The 24,922-nt window shown below is 50.5% G+C and carries 13 protein-coding genes; 5 read left to right on the forward strand and 8 right to left on the reverse strand.

Annotated elements, in window-relative coordinates; translation table 11 throughout:
* From KOO62_10445 to KOO62_10460, 4 genes are all read right to left on the reverse strand, one after another.
* Positions 1 to 578: M48 family metalloprotease (locus KOO62_10445; GenBank protein ID MBU8934412.1), on the reverse strand; the 578-nt coding region annotated here is incomplete at its 3' end.
* A 217-nt stretch (positions 579 to 795) separates the two neighbouring features.
* The gene (locus tag KOO62_10450) at positions 796 to 3,144 is read right to left on the reverse strand and encodes a cation:dicarboxylase symporter family transporter (protein ID MBU8934413.1); all 2,349 of its coding nucleotides are present in this window, start codon (positions 3,142 to 3,144) and stop codon (positions 796 to 798) included.
* A 424-nt stretch (positions 3,145 to 3,568) separates the two neighbouring features.
* Complete coding sequence (locus KOO62_10455) at positions 3,569 to 6,883, reverse strand: hypothetical protein (protein MBU8934414.1); 3,315 nt, start codon at positions 6,881 to 6,883, stop codon at positions 3,569 to 3,571.
* Between the two features lie 200 nt (positions 6,884 to 7,083).
* Complete coding sequence (locus KOO62_10460; GenBank protein MBU8934415.1) at positions 7,084 to 9,249, reverse strand: dockerin type I repeat-containing protein; 2,166 nt, start codon at positions 9,247 to 9,249, stop codon at positions 7,084 to 7,086.
* Positions 9,250 to 9,473: 224 nt separating this feature from the next.
* Between KOO62_10460 and KOO62_10465 the strand changes: the two genes are divergently transcribed.
* From KOO62_10465 to KOO62_10480, 4 genes are all read left to right on the forward strand, one after another.
* The gene (locus KOO62_10465) at positions 9,474 to 10,247 is read left to right on the forward strand and encodes a hypothetical protein (protein ID MBU8934416.1); all 774 of its coding nucleotides are present in this window, start codon (positions 9,474 to 9,476) and stop codon (positions 10,245 to 10,247) included.
* Positions 10,248 to 10,448: 201 nt separating this feature from the next.
* The gene (locus tag KOO62_10470; protein MBU8934417.1) at positions 10,449 to 11,780 is read left to right on the forward strand and encodes a replication-associated recombination protein A; all 1,332 of its coding nucleotides are present in this window, start codon (positions 10,449 to 10,451) and stop codon (positions 11,778 to 11,780) included.
* Positions 11,781 to 11,928: 148 nt separating this feature from the next.
* A complete protein-coding gene (locus KOO62_10475; GenBank protein MBU8934418.1) occupies positions 11,929 to 12,102 on the forward strand; it encodes a hypothetical protein in 174 nt (57 codons plus the stop codon).
* A gap of 178 nt (positions 12,103 to 12,280) precedes the next feature.
* A complete protein-coding gene (locus KOO62_10480) occupies positions 12,281 to 12,475 on the forward strand; it encodes a hypothetical protein (protein MBU8934419.1) in 195 nt (64 codons plus the stop codon).
* A gap of 28 nt (positions 12,476 to 12,503) precedes the next feature.
* On the opposite strand, the gene greA is transcribed toward KOO62_10480, so the two are convergent.
* The gene (gene greA / locus KOO62_10485) at positions 12,504 to 12,962 is read right to left on the reverse strand and encodes a transcription elongation factor GreA (protein ID MBU8934420.1); all 459 of its coding nucleotides are present in this window, start codon (positions 12,960 to 12,962) and stop codon (positions 12,504 to 12,506) included.
* 220 nt (positions 12,963 to 13,182) lie between these two features.
* On the opposite strand from greA, the gene KOO62_10490 reads away from it, so the two are divergent.
* Positions 13,183 to 19,509, forward strand: coding sequence for a VCBS repeat-containing protein (locus tag KOO62_10490; GenBank protein MBU8934421.1), 6,327 nt, complete (start codon positions 13,183 to 13,185; stop codon positions 19,507 to 19,509).
* Positions 19,510 to 19,663: 154 nt separating this feature from the next.
* Here KOO62_10490 and KOO62_10495 read toward each other — a convergent pair whose 3' ends face one another.
* From KOO62_10495 to KOO62_10505, 3 genes are all read right to left on the reverse strand, one after another.
* Positions 19,664 to 21,214, reverse strand: coding sequence for an NAD(P)H-hydrate dehydratase (locus tag KOO62_10495; GenBank protein MBU8934422.1), 1,551 nt, complete (start codon positions 21,212 to 21,214; stop codon positions 19,664 to 19,666).
* Between the two features lie 7 nt (positions 21,215 to 21,221).
* Positions 21,222 to 23,660: an endopeptidase La gene (gene lon / locus KOO62_10500; protein ID MBU8934423.1), complete on the reverse strand. Its 2,439-nt coding sequence runs from the start codon at positions 23,658 to 23,660 to the stop codon at positions 21,222 to 21,224.
* A gap of 101 nt (positions 23,661 to 23,761) precedes the next feature.
* Positions 23,762 to 24,814, reverse strand: a complete 1,053-nt coding sequence (locus KOO62_10505; protein ID MBU8934424.1) for a YchF family ATPase — start codon at positions 24,812 to 24,814, stop codon at positions 23,762 to 23,764.
* Positions 24,815 to 24,922 lie beyond the last annotated feature (108 nt).

Consider the following 24,922-nt stretch of genomic DNA (forward strand, 5'->3'; position numbering starts at 1 on the left):
GCCGCCAGCGGTGCGACAATCGCTGCAGCCAAAAGTCCAATCAGCCCCCCCCCCCGGTTGTCATTACGTCCGTGACCGCCCAGGATAGCCCCCCAGCGTGCCATCGTCGCCAGTATGCTGATTGCCCCGGCAAAAGTGGCGACCAGAGTTCCAATCAGCATATCCTTGTTGATGATGTGGGCAAACTCGTGGGCAATGACTCCCTCCAATTCGGTCTCGTTGAGCATTTCCAGCATCCCCTCGGTCACGGCCACTGCGGCATGATCCACGTTCCGTCCAGTGGCAAACGCATTGGGAGCTTTGGACGGCACGATGTAAATCCTGGGCATGGGAATGTCCGATGCGGTCTGTACTCGACGGACCACACGGTACAGTAGGGGATGATCCTGCTCTTTGATTTCCCGGGCTTTGTACATTTTTATAACGATCTTATCGGAAAACCAATAGCTGAAGAAATTCATCACAACCGCCAGCCCGAAGGCCATCATCATGCCGGACTGTCCCCCGACCATATAGCCCACCCCTGCAAACAACAGCAGCATGGTCAGCATCAAAGCGAATACTTTTAGTGTGTTCATTTTCTTACTAAGCCTCAGTAAAATCTACTTTGTTCCACCTCTGTAGGTCAACATCTTTTTTCTTCAATAGATATAGCGTAGACTTCTGGAGAAGGTTCCAAAAAGCTATCGGTAGTACCATCTCGGAATCGAATGCAGAGCGTGGTATGACAGCAGTTAGCAACTACTATCCTCGGGCCTGCCGACAACCGCTCGGTTCCGGCAGACCCTCGATATTCTATCTTGTCCGTTTGCGCTTCGAACGACCAAACGAGATGTTTTCCGTATTATAGGCTGGAAGCGGAGGCTTGTCCGTCTCCGACTTGCTGTCAGGTTTGGATGTTCGAGCCGGACCACGACGTGTCCGTGACCGTCCAAACGTAGCTGCCGGTTCGGGTGCTGCCTTTTTCGGTTCCTCTGCCTTGTCGTCGCTGTCAGGTAGATTGTTCTCAACCTGTTTCTCAACCTCTATCGGAGCCGCCTCGATTGTCCTGGTTTCCACCTTCACACTATTGACGGGATCGGGTTGCGAATGCTCTCCGGCTCCGGATTGTGGTTGTGAGTCGACCTTTATACTCAAATCAGGAGCATGACTCGACTCATTGGTTGGAACAGGAGGTGTCTCTGTGTCAGGACCAGAGTAAAAATCTATTACCGGAGAAATCTTTGGCTCAGCCTTCGGTTCTTCTTCGGTCTGGGGCTGAGTCGTTATTGACTCAGATACGGCAGCTTCCTCAGAAGGTTGGACTCGCTCTTCCTTATGCCTCATCTCGGCCAACTGGGCAGCAATTCGGGTACGCTCTCGCTCAACTGTCTCAGGAGAAAGATCCGAGGTAGCGTGTTCCGGTCGTATCACAGGTGATGCTGTCCGAGGCTCTCTATCAGATCTGCTTTCCGTCCGATTTCTGAGGCTTTGCTTATCCGTGCTCTCGGCCCGGCGTGGAACCGATGGCTTCCGATCTTTCCCTGATTGCTGAGTCGCTACCGGAGTTTTCGGCGGTGAAGATTGCTGGCTGGGTTTCGGTGGCCGCTTTTGCGACGGTCGGTCTTGAGATGGCCGGCTCTGTGGCTTGCTCCCACTTTTATTATCGGGGCGCCGACCACGTACTGGTGGACGCTCCATGCGAGTGTTCGACGGACGCTCTCCACGTATCGGACGTTTGCCTTCGCGGCGGTCACTCGCGGGGCGACTACTATCTCTTGTTCGTTGTGGGCGACTATCCCGCCCTCTTGAATCCCGGCCACGTCGTTCTCCACTGATAGGCCGATCATTTCTCGATCTGTGGCTCTGTCCACGTTGTGAACGATCATAGGAACCGCGTTCTCCTTTATTCGATGGCGTGATGCCACGAGCCGTCTTGAATTCAAACGACTCCCCAACAATCACAGCACCAACAGCAGTGCCCCATACATTGAGCAAGGCTCGTCCACGCTCGAAAATGACATCAACCACGACCAGAACGGTGAGTGCACCGAATGCGGCTACCGGGTAGTTGATCGCACCCATTAGCATAGCCAGCATGAACGGCCCCGTAGCAGGAACTGCGACGCCAGAAGCTCCAAACGACAGGACCAGGGCCAGCAGCCCAATCAGAGCATATTCTACAGCCGACAAGGACACGCCTGCCAGTTGTGCTACGAAAATCGCCGCAATCGCTAGATACATAGCAGTGCCGTTGAGATTGATCATCGTTCCCAGTGGCAGAACCAGCGATCCCGCTCGGGCATCAACTTTGTGTTTTTCGATTACACCGTCATAAGTCACTGGGAGGGTCGCCGCCGATGATCCGGTTCCCAGCGCTGTTAGCAGAGCCGAGGACAGATTGCCGGCCAGACGTCCGGGCCATTGACCACCCATGAACTTTAGCATCAAAGGCAGAATAATCAACCCGTGAATGAGAATACCACCCAACAAAGTAAGCCCGAGCATCGCCATGTTACCACCCAATTGGGTAACCGAATTGGGATCGACTGCTACAGCGGAACCAACGAGCACGAAAAGTCCAAGCGGAGCGGCATAGAGCAGTACCGAGACGAGCTTCATAGACGCCTCAGAGATAATCTTGAAAAAGTTGATGACGACTGCCGTCCGTTTGCCCATGGTCACCAATACAGCCCCAAACAGCAGGGCCAGAATGACCAGACCCAGGTACTGTCCCTGTGCAATTGATTGCAGCATATTGGCCGGGGCAAGGGCTGAAAAAACCTCGGGAAGACCGGAGTTCAACGCTTCGGTCATTCTCCCGTAAAGTGGTGCAGTAGTGTGAGAGACATTCTCTCCCGGTCGGACAAAGTAGGCCAGAGCCAGCCCCACACCAACTGCTACGGTCGAACTGGCAAGAAAATAGAGGATGGTTGTCCGCGCGGCACGGCCCAGACGGCGCAGGTCTCCAAGTGAAGAAATGCCAACCACAATCACGGAGATGATCAGGGGAATAAGGATAAGTTTCAGGGCACCCAGAAACAGTTGTCCAATAACTGCGATGGACAACATAAAATCCGGTACAAGATATCCAAGTATCCCTCCAAGAACAGCCCCTACAATCATTGCTGCAACGAGAATCAGGTGAATAGTTCGTGTTGTCATAATACTGTAATTACTTCCTTCTACATTGGCGCTTCTGCTACACGGAATGGGCGGCGGCTTTGGCAGCGGCGACGCCTCGGTTACTAGTGGGCGGTCAGAGCAGGGGGTAATTTCAATGCTGCAAGTGTGTTCGGATTCTCCGGCACCACGATTCTTGCTCTCAAAATGTCCGTGAGGCTATCTGCGCGATTAGTCTTTTGCTTTCTTCTACGTCTTCACCATAAGCTGGAAATCTAACCGTTTTCAGTGTACCTGGCAACTCTTTTTTCTATAGTTGTAACGTAATTTGTTGTACGACAATACAATAACGAATAAAAAGTAGCGACGGACCACATAAGCAGCCGGATGGAGAGGAATAATCCTCTCCATCCGAGGCCGGCTGAGGGGGAAACCGGCCAATTGCTGCGTCCACAACTAAGAAACTTTACGGACACGGCGGCGGGGGTGGCCCACCTGTGAAGATATATGCCACCAGATAGGTCAGGTCTGAAATGTTTGTCGGGCTACCCCCGATAATCAGGCCATCCACATTTGCCTCTTCGGAACATGGGGAAGATAAACCTTCACTAAAAAGATAACTTACAAGCTTTGTGATATCGGTAATATTGACAAGACTGCTTGAGCTGGTGTCGCCGTCAACATTGCCCCGTTGAGCGCAGCAAGCTGTTGCACCACTGCCTTCGACATAAACCGGAATCGTTCGTTGGCCATCAAATGCAACATTCGCTAATATCAAATTGCCTGAGCCGGAATACGAGAACAAAGGACCCGAGTTGATCGGACTGAGTGTACCCAACTCCAGCTGCGGTATTATGAGAACCCGCGTATAGACACCATCCCAATACGCGCTTGTTTCATGCTGGGGGAAATCAAACTCCGGGACAATCTCACCATCAAACAACAGGTGGACTGTCGAAAGGGTCTGAGTGTAGCTTAGCGATATCGTCCCGGCTAGAGTATCCTGCACCATAATGCAGGTATCACCTGCCATTGTAGGTGGTGACGGACCAGACTGAGTATCGCCAATTATAATTCGCAGGAGAAAGACCAGGTCGGCAACCGACAGTGGTATCCCGTCGCAGTTGATATCCGTCTGGGCAATCTGCCACTCTGGAGCGACAATGAAAACCGACAATCCCCATGTGAAGTAGTTAGTAAACAGAATGAAATCCGAAACCTCATAGTACACTCCGTTGACGTTAATATCACCACTATTGCAGCCCATGTTCTCAAGAAGATCGATGCCGCCGTTGTGGAAATCCAGAGTTCGTACGATATTTGGTCCGGTCAGACATGTACTCGGTAATCCTGACATGGTTGGGAATACATCTTCCTGAGTGATGACGGTCCCGGCTGCGTCGTAAACATCCGACGACACAAACATGGAATCGCCGTACCTTGATGACACTGCGTTGTCGCCACAATCATTCCAGAACCAGTTGATCGGTAGAAACATATACTCGTATGCGGGATCAGAGGTGATAACCATCGTCAAACGGGCCAACTCTCCCCCGGTATCGCCGTAACAAGTCGGATGGTTCTCACCGTTGTTGACATCCGCCATCGCGACGATTCGTACCACGCCGGACGGACACCCGGGGATATCGCAGTTACTCGCTGCTCCCTGTCTATAGGTGAAATACTCCCAGTCACAATCGGTGAGTAACTGACCTTGAGTAATCCCCATCAGGGTCATGGTCAGTGCATCGTAACCAATCATTAGGTCAAAACCGGCCATCTCAAATCCGGCCTCGACACTATCGAGTGTGATGGCAATCTCCTCGGTCGTTCCAAGCATGCTTAAGTGCGTCTTTTCAATACTGATTGTGGCTTGCTTCTCCTGATCACTGGAATACGAAATAGATGTATAGAACCAGGTGTCGGCATAATCGGCTGCCTCAACTTCCGTGAGCAAGCCATATCCGGTGTAACTGAAAAGCACTCCGGAATACATGTTCGGCTCACTTCCAGCCTCAGCCAATTCCGGCATTACCATCACTTCTGTCTGTCCACTCTCATGCTTGTACCACCATTGGAAACCGGTGGTTTCAAAGAGAGCCTCGGGAATGATTTCGCCGTCAAAGGTAAGACGTATAGCCGCCAACGAATCAGGCGCGTTGAAACTTACCTGCTTCAATCCCAGGTCATGCAAGATTTCTACCGTATCCACTCCGAACGCGCTCTTTTCGATTGGCGTCGCCGTCCCGATGATGATGCGATACAGATACATGAAATCCTGCAAAGTCAGCATCAAGCCATCGGCGTTAATATCGGTGGTCGCGATCTGAAAGGCAGAATCTACTGTAAACACCTCAGTGCCATAATAGAAGTAGTTTGAGAAGAGAACCAGATCGGCTATTTCATTGGCAATCCCGTTGTAGTTCACATCTCCTCGGCCACTAATGAAATGCCCTCCGGCTACTCGCACTCGACCGTTGTAGAAATCAATGCCCCTCTCTGCGCCCGCAAGACATTCGCTCGGCGCTCCGAAAAACGTTGGGAAAGAAGCATCCTGCGTAATTGGGAAACCAAAGTAATCATATACGTCGTTGCTGACAAACAGGGTGTCGCCGTTTTGCGACGCCGTGGCATTGTCGCCGCAATCATGCCACCACCACTCAATCGGAAAGGTCTGATCCATCAGCGCCGAGTCATTAACCAGTTGAAAGCCAAGTGTCGCCAGCTCCCCGGTACTATCAATCAAACATGAAGGATGGATTTCGCCGTTGTTCAAATCAGCGACGGCCACCACCCTCACGGTACCGTCCGGGCATGGCACTCCGCCGCAATCACCTTCCGGTCCGGCGCGGTAGACAAAATATTCCCAGCCACAGTCATCCAACATCTGCCCAGGCTGGGCATCGATGAATGTCATAGCCGTTTCATCATAGTGAATCAGGAAATCATAGCTCGACCATATTGCGTCCGGAGCCTGTTGCTGGAGATTGATGCCTACTGAAAAATCTTCACCCAACCAGACGCCGGAAACTCCCTGGATCATAACAACAGCATTCTCAGCCAATTCTGGATCGCAGGTCAGCCACGTTCCGCCATTGTAATAGTCTATCCCACGAATTACAGTTGGCGCACTGAGACATTCGCTCGGAGCACCGAAGAAAGTGGGGAAATCCGATTCCTCGGTTATGTCCATTTCGGTAACATCGATAACCCTATCTGAAATCAACAATGAATCGCCAGCCAGGTTAGAGAAAGAATTGTCGCCGCAATCGGTCCAATAGAACCGAATTGGCAGATAGTAACAAGCATAGGTGGGGTTGTTTGTAGTCCGAAAGGTCAGGACCGCCAACTGCCCAGGATTTTCAGCATAGCAAGAAGGATGAATCGGACCATTGGCAATGTCTGCCATGGCTACGATCCGCACGACCCCATCAGGACAAGTCGAATCACCACAATTGGCATCTGGACCCGCACGGAAAGAGAAATACTCCCACTCGCAATCGGTGAGCATCTGCCCCTGTGCGATGTCTAATAATGATAGGCCGCTGTAGTCATAAGCCAGCAACAGGTCGAATCCAACCAACAATTGACCGGGATCAACATCCTCAAAATCTATTGTAATCTGGACGTTCTGACCGAGAGGTACGTCCTCAATATTCTGAATACGTACTGATGTCGCCTGGGCTGGCTGAGACAAACCCGCAGACAGTATAAGCATCAGCAGCAATATCGGCGTCAAGACTCCCATCCTGGTGGGCATAAAACAACCTTTCTTCAACATGTGCGCTACCTCCAATGATTTTGATCGCATCCTATTTGACCATGTAACGCTTAGGCGATATATCGTTTCTCCATTTCTGTTCTGTACGGTCGGGTGGCCTACCGATTACAACGGGTGGTAAGTCCGTCTCGGAGGCGCTAATCCACTGGTCCACCCTGCCGGAGCAGGCAGGGTGGACCACCAGACTCTGCATCTGTACTTTATGGACACGGCGGCGGCGGCGGACCGCCAACAAACATGAAAGCTACCAGATAGGTGACGTCGGCAATATTAATCAAACCGCCGGAGCCTGTCGTTCCGTCCACATTGCCTTCTTCGATACAGGGTGGCAAAGATCCACCAGTGAACAGATACCTTACCAGGTACGTTAGATCCGCCACATCGACCGGCTGACTGGAACCGCCGACTCCATCAACATTTCCGCGATTAAGACAGCACCCCGAGGCTCCCTCCACGCGAATAACGACGGGAATACTCATCAGACCGTCGTACGATACTTCGGCCGACAACAGATGTCCAGTGCCGGTGTATGTAAACAACTCTCCGGCACCAAAATGTGGTACTGTGGAGGAAAGCTGTGGAACCACCAAAACTTTCGTATGCGGAGCAACGTATTCGCCACCGGCATCGTGGTTTGGTAAATCAAAGACGGGTAGTATTGAATCACCGAATGTCATATACACTGCAGCCAGACTGTCGGCATATTCAATAGACACCGTCTGTGCATCAATATCTTGAACAATAACACAAGTATCCACTGTTGGAGAGGGCGGAGAAGGAGGCGCTGGATAGGGCAGAGCGTCACCGATGATGATTCGATACATATAGATCATATCGTCAAGGGTAAGAGGCACCCCGTCGGCATTTACATCGCTGGCCGCAGTCTGAGCCTCTACGTTGATGAAGACACCTAAGCCATAGATGAAGTAGTTCATAAAGAGAACGTAATCGGCGATCTCATTGGCAATTCCGTTGAGATTAATATCGCCGCGATTGTCGATGGAATCCGCGCAAGTAAAATCAAATCCACCATGATAGTAGTCAATCGCCCGCGTCGAATACTTGCCTGGGGCAATCTCTCCAGTGCATTCGTACGGCGCTCCGTAGGTAGTCGGGAACTCACGCTCCTGATTGATCCACCAGGATCCATCAAAGTCATATATTCGATTCGAGACAAAGAGGTTCTCACCCGTCGGCTCGACTGCCACGACATTGTCGCCACAGTCGTACCACAGCCATCGGATCGGGGAGTAGATGCACTCCCATGCAGGATCTGTTGTGGCCAGAAAAGTCACTACGGCCAGCTCGCCCACAGAATCGGCTAGGCAGAGCGGAACATGCGACCCGTTTTCGGTATCGGCTAATCCCACCATCCGTACCACTCCGCTAGGGCAATATCCTTCACCACAACTGGCATTCGCGCTGTACCTATAGGTGAAGTACTCCCATTCACAGTCGACCAACAACTGACCGGGCTGAGCGGACTGGAATGTCGCCGCCGTTGGATTCCATTGGATTAGGAAATCAAAATTGCTAATAGTAAGGTACTCTGTACCCGGCGATAGGGTTTCAAGCGTGATACTGATATCAACCACCTCGCCAGGATCGGTGCCGTGTGTCTTTTCAATCTTTACCGCGCTACGAGCAACAAACGGCGTGTCGACCACCGTCATTTTCAGTCCACCATGATAGAAATCAATCGCTCTGACACGAACGGTGTCATCGAGAGCCGGATCGAGACAACTATCCGGCGCACCGGTGTAGTTCAGGAACGGCAGATCGGCGGTAATATCAGTGCCGTCATATTGGAAAATATTTTGAGACACCAGCATGGTGTCTTCGCCGCCAATAAAACTAACGACATTCTCGTCGCAGTCCGACCAGAAAAACCGGATCGGATAAAATGTATCGAGTTCCCCATTGGTCCGAAAAAGCATTGTGCCCAGTTCGAGAGGGGCATCAATTGGGCACGTCGATTCGCCCGGTATGTCCCACAACTTGAGATGCAACAGCCAGTCGGGGCAATGATCTCCCTCACAATCATGAACAGTCTCGGACCATTCCAAGTAACCCCAATTACACGCCATGGCCAAGTCCCTGAAGGTGCTGCCTGCATAATTTTGCATCTGGTCCTGAGAACCGATACCGATAGTCAGTTCGAGACTGTTGATCTCCCGCCCCGGCTCAAGATATTCCAGGATAACTGGAATCCCTACCGTTGGACCCAGTGGATAGTTCAGTGATGTGTCGATCCTGAATACCGCCGCCGGTGATTGCGCCGACGCAGTCGCAACACAAACCAATAACACTACCGCAACGGTCAGGATTGATGCTGTTCTTGATACGAAATCACATCGTTTTGACATAATCTCTCCTTTCCACAAGTTATCGGACTAGATTGTCAACAACGATAGCTAAGATGCAATAAGCAGTATTTGAAACCTTACTAAAGGATCAGAACTTCTGTGTGATGTAGATATATAGTTCGTGAGGCGTGTAATGTCAAGGGCTATTTCGCGATCACCGTTGACTTTATTGATACCCGCACCTATTATTATATAGTGTAGAAATTATTGTGCAGGAAGTTTTTATGAGAACAATACTTATATCTGTTTTTCTGATAGCTCTGATCTCGACAGGAGTTGTTTCCCCAAACAGCGTCGGGACGAATGGCTCCTCTCCATTTTGGAACCTTGTTCCCATCCTTCGCGATTCGGCCGACGTTGACTCTACCGACGAAGTCGAGCCGGTTGTTGAGGAGACCCAGGACTCAGTGACGATGGACATCTTTGTCGGCTTTTTCAGTCCTTACGCTACCCTCAGTAGTGAGTTTGACGGCAGTAGCGCGGAACGGGAGGACGCCCACGACATTATGGTACCCGATATACACGGCGAGTCAGGTTGGGGTGTGACAGTTGGTTTTCGCGAAGTAAGGAACGAGACAGCATCGATAATAGCGGAAGTGAGCTATTACCGAGCGCAGCATGATTACTCCTGGCGGGGCGAGAATGGCAAAGCAGTTTTGAGTGGCGTAGGTGGCACCTTCGTTGGGTCCTATTCCAAATATACGATTCAACCGCTCTTTTTCCTTGGCGCATCAATTCTGCAACTGAGGCTTGATTACGGAGCGATAGACAATCTTGGTAACCGTAAACGGACCGTCTATTCGGGCGTGGCAACCAACACGGGGGTTGGTTTCAATTTAACCGTAAGCCGACATTTATGGTTCAGCAGTCGTATTGCATATCGCCGCTACTGGTTCTACAGCATTGAGCTTGGTGAAGATTTTCACTCTATCGAGAACCGCAAACCGGACGGCCTCTGGCTTACGGTTGGTTTGTATTCAGGCGTTGGGGTGAAGTAGGGGCGTGACTTGCTCCCATTAGAAAGCGACGTTTGATTTCGGTACCCCGCCCAGAGCCGAAGGCGTCGAGTGGGATAATCTCCCCCCACCCAGAGGATAAAACCTGTCTCTCAAGCAAAGTGGCGTTGCCACTCTCAAGAAAAGTCGCTTGCGACCAATTGTGATTGTCAGATCTTAACCTACACAATATATTGAACCGGCATGGATATATTTGAGAGCAAAGATCAACCCGACGGACAAGCACGCGAAGATATTCGCCCCCTCGCCGACCGTCTGCGGCCGAAATCATTCGATGAGTTTGTCGGTCAAGCCAAAATCGTCGGTGAAGGCACTCCCCTTCGCAAAGCCATCGAAGTCGACAATATCTACTCCATGGTTTTCTGGGGACCACCCGGCACCGGTAAAACGACTCTGGCCCGTCTGATCGCGCTCATGACGAACGGTCAGTTCATCCCCTTCTCAGCCGTTTCGTCATCAATTAAAGATGTCAAAGCGGTTATATCCAAAGCGGGCAATTATTATCGTATGAGTGGACGACGCACCTATATCTTCATCGATGAAATCCACCGTTTTAACAAAGCCCAGCAGGATGCGTTTCTTCCTTATGTCGAAAAGGGGGACATTATTCTGATCGGAGCTACGACCGAGAACCCATCGTTTGAAGTCAACTCCGCGCTGCTATCCCGGATGAGGGTCTATGTCCTGGAACGGTTGCAGCCGGAAGATTTGACCACATTGGTACAACGCGCGATTACCGACCGGGAAAATGGCCTGGGCGAAATGAATCTTCAACTTGACGATGATGCTATGGAGTTTCTTGCCGCTGCTGCTGATGGCGATGCTCGCCGTGCCCTGGCATTGATCGAAGCAACCTCGGAGTTTGTAGGCAAGGAAGGAACTGTCACAGCGGATGTTCTGAAGGAAGTGCACCAGAAAGGGGCGCTGGTTTATGACAAGGCGGGCGAGGAGCACTACAATCTGATCTCAGCGTTGCATAAGTCTATCAGGGGAAGTGACCCCGATGCATCGTTGTACTGGCTGGCGCGTATGCTCGATTCGGGCGAGGAACCGCTGTACGTTTTGCGGCGGTTGATTCGGTTCGCCACTGAGGATATTGGTCTGGCTGATCCTTATGCTCTGACACTTACTCTCAATGCTCGCGACACATATCACTTTCTCGGTTCTCCTGAGGGAGAACTGGCTATCGCGATGGCTGTCGTTTATATGGCCTGTGCTCCGAAATCAAACTCAATCTATTCGGCTTTCAGCCGCGCTCAGAATGACGCTCGCAACCGGGGCTCACTGCCTGTGCCGCTCCATATTCGCAATGCCCCGACTGACTTGATGAAGGACCTTGAGTACGGCAAGGGTTACAAGTATGCCCATGATTACGAAGGCGGTCTAACCGATCAGGAACATCTGCCCGAGGAACTTGTTGGCACCGAATACTATCATCCCACTCAGACTGGACGCGAAGCCCGGATGGCTGAATACCTTGAGAAATTCCGTCAACACCGCAAGGGCCACAAATAGCGAGCTATTAGCACTGATAATCAGGATAATCGTCCCCAAAAAAGAGTCCATCAGGACAGAAAAATTCGCTTGCCACTCAGATTATCGTACGCAATATATTGTTAGAACTGTTCTGCGATTGGAACTGCTGGTGTAAGAGGACGAAGCTATGCAATGCACACAGTGCGGATGTGAGATAGATGGACGAGGTCGCCGGGAAGGGGGACAAGTATTCTGCTCTCTGGAATGCTCCTATGCCGCCGAAGGACTTGATACCGACGAAGAAGAAGGATATTTCGAGGAAGAACCGGTTGATTTTCACTGCGAAGAAGATGAAGAGTAGCCGCGTCGAACGTCGATAACCATCTTAACCCCCGACTCGCAGGGTCGTTTGGGAAATGGCTGAAGCTTAGGACCTGACATTTTAATTATCTCAAGACTAATCTCTATCAGGAAAATGTCGACAACTCTGTTTGAGAGTATCTAATCGGGGCATAACGATGACTTCGGAGGTTACACAAATGCGTTGTGAAGAGTGTGGCTACGGTATCTCAGACCAGCCTTATTATCAGGATGGTCTCACCTTCTGTTCCCAACAATGCGCCGAAACCGCTAACGAACTGAATCTGAATGGTGACGATTATTTGAAGGATAATGACGAATTGGCTCCCGAAGATATGCTCGAAGAACTCGGAATTGAAAGCCTGATAAGTTGAGAAGATCAGCCTGTGGGCGTGTTCCTGTTTAATCTCTGGAAATCTTGAGAATCTTGTACTCGATCGTTCCGGCGGGGACTTTGACCTTCACGACGTCTCCCTCGGCTTTACCCAGAAGCGCAGCACCAATAGGTGACTTGACCGAAATCACATCGTTATCAATATCGGTCTCATCCGGCGGGGCTATCGTGTACTCGATTTCCTCGTCGTCGTCGGTATCCTGCACCAGCACTCTGGCAAAGAGATAGACTTTGTCCGAGGGAATGGCATCTGTATCCAGCACCTGCACCTGGGCCAGTTTGAATTCCAGATCGGCGATTTTTCGCTCGATATGTGTCTGAGCCTCTTTGGCGGCGTGGTATTCGGCATTCTCAGATAGATCACCCATTTCCATACAGCGTTTGATCTCGGCCACAATCTTGGGGCGTTCTTTGTACCTGAGGCGTTTGTACTCTTCCTCAGCCTTGCGAATACCTTCTTTTGACATGTACAATGGTCCACTCATAAGACGCTTACAATAATCAATAAATCTCTTTCTGACAAGGACAGAAACCGACGCCTTGACAATACGCACAATTCCGCCTATATTGTCAAAAGTGGGATTGTGGGGTGGACGGGGTAGTCGCCAGGCGACAACTCACCCATAGTTCCAGGTAAGAAAAACACACTTGACTTAATATACAACTTCTTCGCAAGGGAGAATTGATATGTCCCGATTGCATACTACTCAGATTATTGTACTAGCCTTAGCCGCTGTGATTATGATTGGCGGCTCGGTTTCCGCTCAGTTCATGGGGTCCTATCCGATCGATAACGATATCGATGTTTCCCCTGGGATGAGAATTGAAGTAGCTTTCGTTGACTCTATTCAACCCGGGTCAATCCGGGAGGAAACATTCCTGGTTCATGGCAGCATCTCTGGTCATATCTCTGGGTCTGTCTGGCATGATTGGGAAAATCCTGAACCTCTTGATTATGAAGTAGCGTATTTCTATCCAGCCTCAGATTATGCGCCGGGCGAGGTGGTAACCGTCGTACTCACAGAAGACATCTGGACTTATGATTATGGGCGGATTGATCCGGTAGTGTTTTCTTTCACGATCGGAAGTGACGGAGGTGGTCCGAGCATATATGAGATTGACACATCATATGCAGTTGGCGTAAACCCTTACGAGGTGGTTGCGGCCGATTTCAATGCAGATTCTTATCCTGACCTGGCCGTATCTAACCGGAATTCCGACAATATATCAGTGCTGCTCAACGACGGTACCGGGCAGTTCCCCACTATGACGAACTATGCGGTTTTGGGCGACCCTCACGGACTCTGCGCTGGTGATTTTAACCGCGATGGTTACATGGATCTTGTGGTCGCAGAAAATACTGAGGACCGTATTTCAGTATTGATGAATAATGGTAATGGCACCTTTGCCCCCTTCACGGCCTATACAGTCACCGGCAACCCGACTGATGTAGTTGTTATCGATATCAATGCCAATGGTATTCTCGATCTGGCTACAGCCAACTCTAGTAGCAACAATGTTTCCATACTGGATAACGATGGGGAAGGCCATTTCTATCTCCTCAACAGCTACTCCGCCGGCAACCAGCCGGTCATCCTTACCGTCGCTGATTTCAATAGAGACCTCCGTATGGATCTGGCCTGTGCTAATCTGGCCGACCACAACGTAATGATATTGCAGAATGATGGTGGGCATTTTTCGATCAGCTCCACGCTCGCAACCGCTAATGACCCGTGGGGAATATTCGCTGCCGACCTTGATGGCAATCACTGGATGGATGTTGTCACTGCCAACGGAGTGCAGCAGCAGGTTTCAGTACTGATGAACCAGCCGAGTACGGGTTTTGATCCCTATGTAACCTACGCTTCCGGGGGCGCATCAGCCTCGGTTATTGCTACCGATGTAAACAACGATGGTGACTTAGATTTGCTAGCGGGTAGCACGGGTTCATTCAACCTGTCAGTTATGCTCAATTCCGGCAGTGGTACATTCCCCACCAGAACTACTTACGAAATAATTGGAGGACCACACGGGATTGCGGCAGCGGACTTTGATGGCGATGGCGATATAGATGTTGCGGCAACCGATGTCGATAGCAACCGAGTCACTATTTTGATCAATAAGGAGATCCCTGCAGTTGTTGCCACAGCTCCAGGTCAAAATCAACTGAATGTTCTCACCGACACTGCCATTTCTGTTGAGTTCAGCATTCCGATGCTCCCCACCTCCATCAACGACACAACGTTCGTTGTGTCCGGTTCTATATCGGGTCCAATTTCAGGCTATCACATTTATGACGAACCCTCAAAGACAGCATCGTTTGATCCTGATAGCAATTTCGTTATCGGTGAGGTTGTGTCAGTAACGCTGACGACCGTTCTCGAGTCGTCCGAGGGCGTGCACCTTGACACAGCCTATACCTGGTCGTTCCGCATAGGTATAGGGGAAGGTCTCGATGTGTTCGTCATTGATTCTCAGTACACCTTGGCACAGACTGTCAGGCAAGTAATTCCGGCGTTTTTCGATTATGATGGGTTCCCGGATATTGTTGCCATAAGGTCGGATGATACTGTAAACGTTTTTCTTAATCAGGGTGATGGAACATATGGCGAAGGTATTGCCTCCCCTAACGGCGGTGCAACAAGCCAACAAAGTATCGCAGGTGACTTCACTGGCAATGGTGTTACTGATATCATGGTGTCGCATTCCTCAGGAAATGGTGTTCGCACAATGTCTGGAAATGGTGATGGAACTTTTAACTATGATTCTGATTGCTTGCTTTCATCATTTCCAAGAGACATTTGCAAAGGAGATTTTGATGGTGACGGAGATCTGGATATCGCCGTGGCACTCTACACAGGATTTGGATCCCCTGACAGTATTGCCATCCTTATCAATTCAGGGACAGGCGTATTTAGCATAGATACCTCTTTTGCAGTACCTGTTGGAGATAACCTTTATAATATTGAATCCGGTGACTTTACAAATGATGGTGTTCTGGATTTAGCTGCTGTTGTTCATGATAATGCATTTCTTACTATTTTTAAGGGGGATGGCAGTGGTGATTTTAACATGTCCGATTCAATTTTTGAAGTAGGAGCCAGACCATGGGATGTCACCACGGGTGACATGGATGGTGATGGGAATCTGGATATTATCTGTGCCAGCTCGTCTGGTTTAGGAATACCCTCATCGGTCTCAGTATTGTTGAATAGTGGTAATGGTAATGGATATTTCCAGGATAAAAATGATTACTATGCGGGCGGGGACAGTACTTATACAATTGCACTGGGTGATTTGAATGCTGATGGTTATCTGGATGTTATCACCGGACATATGTGGCTTGATTCGGCCTGGATATTACTAAATAACGGTGATGGATCACTTGGAACGCCTCAGATTATTGAACTTCCCGAACCGTACAATCTGGCCATTGTGGATGTGAGTGGTGATGGAAGGCTTGATCTTTTGAGCTGTGGCGGAAACGACTTAACTGTTATGTTTGGTGCAACCACTCCCAATGTTGTATCCACCAGTCCGGATCAGAATGAGCTTGATGTTCTTTCCGGTACTTCTATCTCCGTGGAGTTCAACACCGACATTGACACCACCACAATTTCCAGTTCCACCTTCTTGGTATCCGGGAGCATGACAGGTCTTCGCACGGGTAGCTACAGCTACAATGCCGCCACAAAAACATCTACGTTTGATCCCGACGATGATTTCGCCGTTGGTGAAGAGGTTACGGTTATTGTAACAACTGAAGTGCAAGCATCGGAAGGATTGTTCTTAGAGAGTGCTTTTGTGTGGACGTTTACCTGTGAGGTTCCCAGTGGCGGAGCATCATTTCTGGTGTCTGCCCCCATTTATGACGATCGCAAAGCAGTCAGTCCCGCAGCTGGCGATTTTGATGGTGATGGTGATATTGATCTGGCTATGAGTGGAGGGGATCAGGATTCGATATATATTTGGGAGAATGACGGTACCGGCTCCTATTCACTTACCAGCGTCACTTACTTATCTACAGGATCGGAAGCTAGTGATCTGGCTGTGGCTGACTTCAACAACGATAACGATCTTGATCTGGTTGTAGCCGGATACTCTCCACATGGCTTTACTATCCTGAATGGGAACGGGGGTAACTCTAGTTTTACCGAAGGTACGTTTTATCCCGATATTAGCTCCGGAGTAAATTGTGTCTGTCCCGCGGACTTCAACGCTGATGGTTGGATGGACGTAGCCGTGGGTGTTTATGTACAGGGATTGGACATCTATCTCAATGATGGCACGGGCGAACTGTTCGTGGCCAGTGAGATGGGAACATCGTCAGAATATTCCGTCGACTTGGTGGCAGCCGATTTCGATGAAGATGGTTTTATGGACTTTGCCGAGGTATGCAGTAATGAGGACGATTCGATGGTTTGGGTTCACATCGGCGTTGGGGACGGTACATTTGCAGCCAGTGTGCCGTACGACGGCGCGCGAAAACCCTTAGCTATTGTGGCAGCTGACTTCAACAATGATGGGCATGTCGACATAGCCTCGCACGGAAGCTACTCGATACTCGCAGAGAATGACTTTGCAGTAATCTTTGGAGATGGACAGGGACATTTCAGTGCCAAAACAACATTACCTGTTCCTTCCCATACAGCCATGCTTATGGGTACTGGAGATATTGATGGTGACGGTGACCTTGATATCGTAACAGTCAGGAACAGGATAAGTTTATATGTCAACGATGGTGAGGGTGTTTTCACCTTTGATAGTTCCCTGGTTCCACCGATCTTTGGCTTTGCTTCACAAGGTTATAATGATCTCGTTTTAGCGGATTTGACTGACAATGGTCAGCTTGATCTCGCTTTCTGTGGAATTAACGAGTTCTCAGTCCTGCCTGGAGTCATCGGCGATGCCGATGGTGATGGCATACTTGACGATGGCGATGGTAGTGGTGTAGCTGGAGACAACCCATGTTCCGGTGGTAATACCTCCAACTGCGATGACAACTGTCCCTATGTCTACAATCCCGGTCAGGAAGATTCCGATATTGATGGTATTGGTGATGCCTGTGATGTTTCCTATGATATTACGACGGAAGATTCGGCGCAGATGTATGACATGGTTACGTTCGACCTCGACCGCGATACTTATAAGGACGTCATCCATGTTGGCACGACCATCCCCGGACTGTTTATATCGTGGGGTCTGCCGGGTGGCACACTTGAGCCTCCGGTAGACTATCTGTCCATCACCGAGGCCGACCTGGAGATTGGATTCTTCAATAACGACACGCTCCCCGATATCATGGCAACCAAACAGGATACGGTGTTTTTCCTTCTCAATGATGACAACCGACAGTTCACTCCGGACACAACATTACTCCCTGGCGTCCCGAAAGGTCGTTCAGTGGTTCCGGTGTCAGCTCTGGGGTATTTCAATGGTGATGATTTCAACGACCTGTTTGTAGGTCCTGATATCGTCTTCTATGGTGACGGTACGGGTAGCCTGGGTGACGCTCACATAGTTTCTTTGACAGCTATTGCTGCTGAGGCGGTTGATTTCAACGCCGATGGATTCGACGATCTGCTGATTATCGAGGACGATTCGGCCAAGGTGATGATAAACAACAAAGTTGGTGATTTCGATCGAGCCTCAGCCATGTTTGTTGGTTTCCCCACGCTGGTCGTTCCTCCGGCAAACGGTGTGGCTGACATTAGTCACGACGGTCGCTGGGATATAGTTGTGGTGGTGCCTGATGTTGACGGCGCGGGTCAGTCGGTGGTGAAGGTTGCCCTTGGCGATGGATACGGCGGTATGAATCGTACCGACAGTCTGCTGATCCCCGGCGTCGCTCATCATGTCAGCCTGGCCGATATCAACCGCGACCAGCAACTGGACATCATGGTGGTCGACGGCACGAACCAGGAGTTGTTGCTTTTCTGGGGCGATGGTAGCGGGACGTTTACGGGTCCGGATGTTATTCCATTTGATCCCGAATCGGGTATTACCTATGCCCTGGCGACGGCCGATCTTGATCGTGACGGTCAGCCGGACTTTGTTTCCGGTGCGGTAGATGAGGGAGTGATTATCCTTGGTTATAGTGAGTTACCGGACGAGGATATTCTTGAGGATGAGATGGTCATCACCGGTTATAGCGTGGTGACTCTCACGATGACCAACCCGCTGGGATATGAGTTGTCGCTCAACTTCCAGACGCTTGCCGGCGGTGATGCGTGGCAGGTTGATGTTGACCAGGATGGGACGCTCGATGAACAACTGGTAGACTACAATCTGATGTTGGGTGAATATTCGATCGGTATTAATCTTGAGCCTGGGGCTGATCCGTATGGTGACCATGTGGTTTCGGGAGGGATTCGGATCAATGGTTCTCAGGAGCTGATCATATTCGATAATTACAACGATGATATGGTTAAGAAGGCAACCGAGCTGGAGAGTAATGAACCGTGGATCACGTTCTACTACACGGTCGAGGAAGTGTCATCGATGACGCCACCGAACGGCATGGCGATTAATACCAACCTGCCGGGATTTGCGTGGCATCGTTTGATTGATCCGACCGGGATTGAGAAGTATCATTTCCAGCTTGATCCTTACTACGACTTCAGATCACCGCTATACGATATTGACACTATTACGAACTTGTACTACATACCAGAGTCGAGTTTGGGCAGTGATTCGGTATTCTACTGGCGAGTTCGTAGTTTCGATGGTTCGGAGTGGTCATACTGGTCGCGAACCTTTGCGGCGTACATAGCAGGAACGGGTTGTTGTGAGGGTCTTCGCGGTAATGTCGATAATATCGGCGAAGTCAATATTGCTGACCTGACCTACCTGGTTGCCTATTTGTTCACTGGCGGACCGCCACCACCCTGTTCGCCTGAAAGCAATGTCGATGGAATAACTTCTGAATCTGGTGGAGAGATAGATATTGCTGATCTGACCTACCTGGTATCCTATCTGTTTACCGGGGGTGGTGCACCTGACGGTTGTTGGTAGGAGTTCGCAATACTGAGTAGATAGCTTGACGGCCACTTCTTATCATAAGAAGTGGCCGTTCTCTTCTGTTTTTAAGGACGCTTTCGACTATTCGACTGAAAGCTACACATCAATCAGTGTAGGGCTGATTATGAGATGGGGTGCGAAGACTCCCCTAACCAAGAAGTGAAAACGCTTCGGGAAGGAAATCCACAATATCCCCGGCGATCATTGATCGCTCACTGAGTTCCATCGCCGCAAAATCTCCCGCCAAGCCATGAAGATATGTTCCGCATATGGCAGCATCGATGGTCGACATCCCCTGCGCCAATAGTGAACCAATCGCTCCCGTCAGGACATCGCCACTGCCGCCGGTAGCCATACCGTTATTGCCGGTCGGATTCAAGTAACACGAACCGTCCGGGCTTGCTACCAATGTCGGGCTGCCTTTCAAAACCAAAATACAATTTAGTTCTTTGGCTGATGAAATCGCGAGGGGAATACGTTCATGAATGTCGTCAGGTACTGCCTGGCCGGTTAGACGTTTGAACTCGCCCGGATGGGGCGTGATGATCAGCTCTGCAGTATCAGTACACGCTTTGAGCAAATCAGTTTTACCGGCGAAAGCGTTGATGCCGTCGGCATCAATCACAGTCGGTTTGTCCAGGTTAGAAAGAAGCCTTCGTATCAATTCTGCGGTCTCATGATGCGTCCCAATTCCGGGACCAACAGCCACGGCGCTATGTTCGGCGGCCAGTTTGCGTACGCCGCCCAGTCCACGCAGAGCCAAGGTTCCTTTCTTGGCCACATCCGGCAAGGGGAATGAAGTAGCCTCGGCCACAAGCGAGGCAATGATTGGCAGCATTGTCTTAGGACAGCCAATCATTACCAACCCGCATCCGGATCGCAGGGCAGCTTTTGCCGCCAATGCGGCCGCTCCCGTCATACCGATGGAACCAGCCAATACAAACAGCTTTCCGAAATCACCTTTATGGCCGTCCGGCTTGCGTTCGGGTAACTTTGTTGTGACCATCTCCTGTGTAATCAACGATGTGGACAGGTTACACCTGTCAATCACTTCGTCCGGTACCCCAATTGGTACAATACGCACATGACCGGCTAGCTCACGACCCGGCGTCACATAGAGACCATACTTTGGCAAGGCCAGCGAGAAAGTAAAATCAGCACGTACAACACTACCATCGTGCTGTCCCGTATCGGCATTGAGGCCGGAGGGCATATCCACTGCAATGATTGTTGCTGTCTCCTGGCGGTTGATGTAGTCGATCAATTCTCCCGTCAAACCGCGCGGTGTGCCTGCAAAACCAGTTCCGAAGATAGCGTCAATCAGGTAATCGCATTCAAGCTGTGGTGGTAGATGATCAATGGAGGTGACTTCTTCGAGATTCATACCACTACCGGCCGCTCGGTCGAAGTTCAGTCGTGCATCATGAGAAAGCTTGTCTATCGGTCCGATGAAATAGAACCGAACTTCGGCTCCCATCTCGGACAAATACCGGCCAACCACGAATCCGTCGCCGCCGTTGTTTCCTTTACCGCAGATTATCGCGATGCTGGTTCCCCGAACGTTGCCGATGACCAGATTGGCCAACTGTCGAGCGATACCGCGTCCAGCGTTTTCCATTAGTTCCGGACCGGGGATGCCGTAGTTGTTGATGGTCTCACTGTCGATGCGGCGCATCTGTTCCGATGTGACCAGTTTCATAAACAAGCTACTTGATAGATTTTTTTGTCTTACGGGTCTTTTTGGGGCTTACTTTTTCTTTAGTGCCATTGGCAGCAGAAAGCGCGAACTTCACTGCGGGCAGCAATTCTGAGAAGAACTTCAATTTGATACCCTTTTTGATCTCCGGCGCCAGCTCCCGGGTATCCTTACGATTGTCCTCAGGGACCAAAACAACCTCGATTCCGGCACGATATGCGGCCAGAAGCTTTTCTTTGAGTCCGCCGATAGGCAGAATCGTTCCGCGCAGAGTGATCTCGCCAGTCATGGCCATACAGGGTTTGACCGCCCGACCGGTCAATAGCGAAGCAAGCGCCACAACCATAGTAATGCCTGCCGATGGGCCGTCCTTGGGGGTAGCTCCGGCTGGGACATGAATATGTATTTCGCGATCCTCGAAAACTTGAGGGTCGATTTTCAGAGCGGTGCAATTAGATCGGATGAATGAAAGTGCTGCCTGCGCTGACTCTTTCATCACATCACCAAGTTGCCCGGTAAGGGTCATAGTCTTCTTGCCCGGCATAGAGGTAGCCTCAATAAAGAGCAGTTCACCACCCACCGAAGTATAGGCCAGACCAGGTACAACGCCGACCAGTCCCTGACGGCTGAGCACCTCACGAGTGAACCTCTGCGGTCCGAGTAGCTTGGGGATGTCCTTCCCTGTGACCGTGATTTTCTTCTTTGCCCCGGCCGCTACCTTGCGAGCCGCCTTGCGACAAACTGCAGCGATCTCCCGCTCCAGATTCCTCAGTCCAGCCTCTCGCGTGTAATCTTCGATAATGACCTTGACGGCCGAATCGTTCAAGACCAGGTTCTTTCTTGTCAATCCGTGATTGTCGAGTTGTTTGACGATAAGGTGTCGCCTGGCAATCGCTAGCTTCTCCAGGTCGGTATATCCGGGCAGACGGATCGTCTCCATGCGATCACGCAATACCGGCGGGATCGGTTCCAGCCAATTGGCGGTCGTAATGAACATTACCTTGGACAGATCAAACGGAATCTCCAGATAATGATCAGAGAACGAGTCGTTTTGTTCCGGATCAAGAACTTCCAGCAGAGCGGATGAAGGATCGCCACGGAAATCCGAACCGAGCTTATCAATTTCGTCGAGCATAATCACCGGGTTATTGGATCCGCATCGTTTGATAGACTGGATAACGCGTCCCGGCATAGCACCTATATATGTCCGCCGATGACCTCTTATTTCCGCCTCGTCACGCATCCCGCCTAGTGAGACACGGGCGAATTCCCGTCCCATCGCACGGGCGATAGACTTACCCAACGATGTTTTACCTACTCCGGGAGGACCAACAAAACATAGAATCGGTCCCTTGATATCGGCCTTGAGCTTTCGCACGGCCAGATGTTCTAGGATGCGATCCTTGACCTTTTCCAGATCAAAGTGGTCTTCATCGAGAACCTTCTTGGCCCGTCGCAGATCAAGTTTGTCTTCTGTAGATTTGTTCCATGGCAAAGTGACGAGGATGTCGAGATAGGTTCGCGCCACTGTGTACTCAGCTGAAGAAGGATTCATATGTGACAGGCGGTCTAGTTCCTTGCGAGCCGCCTGTTCAGCGCTCTCCGGCATTTCCGCTTCGATAATGCGTGTATCGAACTCATCGAGTTCGGAAGTTTCGTCACCGTCACCAAGTTCTTTCTTGATCGCCTTCAACTGTTCACGCAGGATATAATCCCGCTGCGACTTGCCGAGTTCGCTGGCGGCCTGGGCTTGAATCTTGTGTGACAGCTCCAGTACCTCGATCTCTTTGAGAATCGCGGCGTACAGCTTGCTTAAACGCCGATGGACATCAGCCTCAGCCAGAAGGTCCTGTTTATGGGCCATGGAGATATTCAAGTTCGAGGCGACATAATCAGCCAGCTTGGATGGCGTGTCCTGATTGATAGCGGAGAGATGAAACTCATCGGTCAGGTAGGGTGCCAAATCGGAGAGAGACTTGATACGCTCCAGAACAATGCGTTGCAACGCCTCAAGTTCCACTGCGTCATGTTCGGTATCCGGGACTTCCTCGACTTCGGCCAGCATAAGTTTGTCTGAGCCGGTGAATTTCCGAATGCGAATACGGGTAAGTCCTTGAATAAGAAAACGAACCGTACCGTCCGGAAAACGCAACATCTTAAGAATACTGCCACTGCACCCGTCGTGGTAAAGATCGTCGGGACCGGGGTTTTTCTGTTCTTGATCTTTCTGGAGAAACAGTCCGATCCTGGAGCCGCGCATAAGGGCGTCATCAACCAAACGCGCCTGATCAGTATCCTGAATCATCAGGGGAACGACCAGGTAAGGAAACACCAGCGTTTCCTTCAGGGGCAAGATTGGCAAAACGCGCGAATCAACTATTTGCAATTTCTGGTCTTCATCGGTCGTATCAATCACTTTTTCCTCACACACTTGGGAAGAGCCTCGCATTAGGCTCTCTACCAATATCGGCAAACAAGGCTAACATATCAACAACAGACATATCACCCAAATGTTCAGGTTATCGACCCGTCGGCGACATAACGCTCCCACTAAACATTGAACCGAAACAAAATAACATCGCCATCCTGGACAATATACTCCTTACCTTCGAGGCGGGTTTTGCCGGCCGCTTTCAACGCTGCGAGAGTTTTGTACTCAATATAGTCATCGTAGGGAGTTACTTCGGCTCGAATGAATCCCTTCTCAATGTCCGAGTGCACCGCTCCGGCCGCCTTCTGTGCGATAGTACCCGCCTTGATTGTCCAAGCCCTGGTCTCTGGTTTGCCGGTCGTCAGGAACGATATCAATCCCATCAATCGGTATGATTTCTTGATAACCTGTTCTACGGCAGGCGTAGCGATGCCCAGGTCGGCCATAAACTCAGCCTGTTCGTCAGGCTCGAGGGTTGCAAGTTCTGCCTCGATCCTACCACAAATTACTACCAGTTCGCGTCGGCCCTCGGTCACCATTGTGGCGTACTGTTGGTATATCTCTTCAGCCCTGCCGATGTCTTCCTCGGCGATGTTGAGTACAATCAATACTGGCTTCTGCGAAAGGAAAGTATACCCGCGCAACATCTTCTCATCGGCCGCATCCAGCTCGAACCCGATCAGGGGCTTCTCATCTTCCAGCCACTGACGGCACACCTCCAGTAATTCCATTTCACGCGCCGCCGACTTGTCGCCGGTTAGTTTCACCCGTCGTGCTTTCTTTTCGATATTGTTCTCAACAACGGCCAGGTCGGCCAGGATCATTTCATCGATTAACGCCGGAATAAATCGCTTGGGGTCGGCTTGTGAAGAGAAAGCATCGATAACCATGACGAGTGCGTCCATCATCCGCAGCTCATGGCTAACTTCAAGTGCACCTGACTCTTTGCCCTTGCCGGTAAAGCCGGGAGCATCAAGGAACTCAATCTCAGCCAGAGTTGTTTTTTTCGGTTGGTCCAATTCAGCAAGACCGCCAACCCGCTCGTCGGGGACTTTGATTATCGCCCGGTGTGAGGCTTGAGAATAGTCGCCGACAGCTTCCTGCTGTCCGGAAGCGGCATTGAAAATTGTCGTTTTGCCGCACTGAGGTTTGCCAATTATGCCAAGTTTCATGGGGCTAATGGTAGAGTAATGAGAATCGCATGGCAAGTGCGAAGTTGGTCAACTGTCAAGGCAAAGTAGAAATGTCCTATTTTTAGCAAAGTAGAAATGTCCTATTTG

The sequence above is a fragment of the Candidatus Zixiibacteriota bacterium genome, assembly GCA_019038695.1.
Lineage (GTDB): Bacteria > Zixibacteria > MSB-5A5 > GN15 > FEB-12 > B120-G9.